The following is a 2073-nucleotide window of genomic DNA, read 5'->3' as shown; positions in this document are numbered from 1 at the left end:
CAGTTTGGAAAAGTATAGGCTATTTGATTATTTTTTGCCAAGTAAGCTCAGCATCTTTTCTCCATATCTTTTGCCTAACATACGGTAGCCTTCGGCAGAAAAATGTAGATTGTCCGGTCCATCAGGACAGCCCGCAGAAGAAATAACATGTGCATTGGGGATGGTTTGCGGTAAAGTTGCAATAATAGCGTTCATGCTGGCACAAACTCCGCCCTGATCGGCGTTTACCACTTCTCCGGCTAGTAACGGCGTATTTTTAGCTTCTAATTTTAGGTCTTTCAATAAGTTTTCATACACGCCCTTTACTTTTTCTGGCCACGCTTTATCGCCGGTGTTTGACTCTCCCTGATGCAACAATATCCCTTTGATTATGCCACTTTGCTGTGCAATTTTAGCCATCTCTACCATCCGGGCATATGGGTTTCCCTCGTATTCAGCTAACATACCCTTCATCCAATCTGGCGCTGTTGTGGTGTAGGATTGGTAATTTTCTTTGTCGAACAGTTCAATTTTACATCCGCCTACGGCGACATTGATTACACCGATTTTAATATTTTTGGGCAGGTTGGCAACAAGTGTCCGGCCGAAATAATCTACTGGGCCCAGTCCCGTTTTACATCGTGTTAGCGGCGGAACAGCAGTATACCAGTTACCTTTTGTACGGTTTAAGTTATCGCAATTAACGGCTTCCAACAGGCGAAACCGTTGGTCAACTGCTGTAGTATCTTGTGTTTCAAATTTGGCAGCTCCTTCCATGTTCGATTGTCCGAAACACAGAAATATATAAAAATTCGAATCCTGTGAAAATGAGGGAATACTGATCAGCAATAAAGCTGCACAAGTAAAGATGGCACGTAGTTTAGTCATATTTGGTTATAGTTGATCGTAATTGATGTATACTGATGATTTAGCAGTACATATTGCCTTTAATCATCAAATGCTTGTTTGTTTAAAACTTTGTAACCTCGTAGTATGCTTTTTTGGGTTTTAAATCGGCATCAAATAGTAATGGAAAGTTTTTCCTACCTCTGGCATCGAGCCAGCTATAACGGTCGGAGAGRTTCCAAAAGGTAACACCCGTAATGTTCTTTTTATATTTTCTGAACACCTCAAAAACCATCTTATATTTTTCCAATTGCTGCTGTTCCATTTCTGGTGTAAAAACAGCTGTATTAGCGCCTTTTTCACCTGTAACCATCTGGCCGCCCTGTCTTCCCGAATACACGGAAACATCTAACTCGGTAAATTGGATCTGAAGACCAAGTGATGAAAACAATTCAATAGATTTTTCAAGTTCGGAGCGGGTAGGGTTACTGATAGACCAATGCGCCTGTAATCCAACGCCATGAATGGGAACTCCTTTGGCTAATAGCTTTTTAAGCATCCGATATATCTTGTCCCGTTTTATAGGATTTTCCGTATTGTAATCGTTATAAAACAACAATGCTTTTGGATCTGCCACATGTGCATTCCTAAATGCTTGTTCAATAAAATCCTCTCCTGCAATGTTATACAGCTGAGATTTCCGGAAAGTGCTGGTATCATCTGCAATCACCTCATTTACTACATCCCAAGCGTAAATTTTCCCACGGTACCGGGATACAACGGTGTTAATATGGTTTTTGATCCTGGAAAGCAACACATCTTTAGTTACCTGGTTTCCTGTAGAGTCTTTAAATAGCCATCTTGGTGTTTGGGCATACCAGACTAAGCAGTGACCCCTTACTTTTATCTTATTCTGTAATCCAAATTGAACAATTGAATCTGCAATTTTCCAGAAAAATCTATTTTCAAAGGGATGTATTGGACCCATTTTCATTGCATTTTCTGCCGTGATACTATTAAAATGTGTTAAGATCAGCGACTTTTCTTGATTATGGAGGTCGCTCGGCTTAACGGCAACACCTATGGGGAAATAATTTTTATAGTAATCTTTAAGCCCGCTGGCTCTTTTGTATGCACTTAAGGTCAGGATCCCTAAGAAAAGGAATAGAAGAATCGCTAATAATTTATTCGGCTTTCGGCTCATAATCTGGTTTGATGATCAGTAGGCTAAATTATTCGGATTGTGGC

The 2073-nt window shown here is 40.3% G+C and carries 2 protein-coding genes; both read right to left on the bottom strand.

What is annotated here, in order from left to right; translation table 11 throughout:
* Window positions 1-27: 27 nt before the first annotated feature.
* Entirely contained in the window at window positions 28-867 is an 840-nt protein-coding gene (locus tag AC1DPQ_RS26025; protein WP_477580278.1) for a sialate O-acetylesterase, read from the bottom strand.
* An 82-nt stretch (window positions 868-949) separates the two neighbouring features.
* Entirely contained in the window at window positions 950-2029 is a 1080-nt protein-coding gene (locus AC1DPQ_RS26020; protein WP_477580276.1) for an endo-1,4-beta-xylanase, read from the bottom strand.
* Between the last annotated feature and the right edge of the window lie 44 nt (window positions 2030-2073).

Source organism: Pedobacter sp. 01T416_2 (assembly GCF_056398925.1).
The sequence above is the reverse complement of the archived record's forward strand: the minus strand, read 5'-3'. Positions and strand labels throughout refer to the sequence as shown.

What these genes read in the sequence shown, in the direction of transcription:
- AC1DPQ_RS26025 (WP_477580278.1), bottom strand. Translation starts at nt 867, where the DNA reads ATGACTAAACTACGTGCCATCTTTACTTGTGCAGCTTTATTGCTGATC.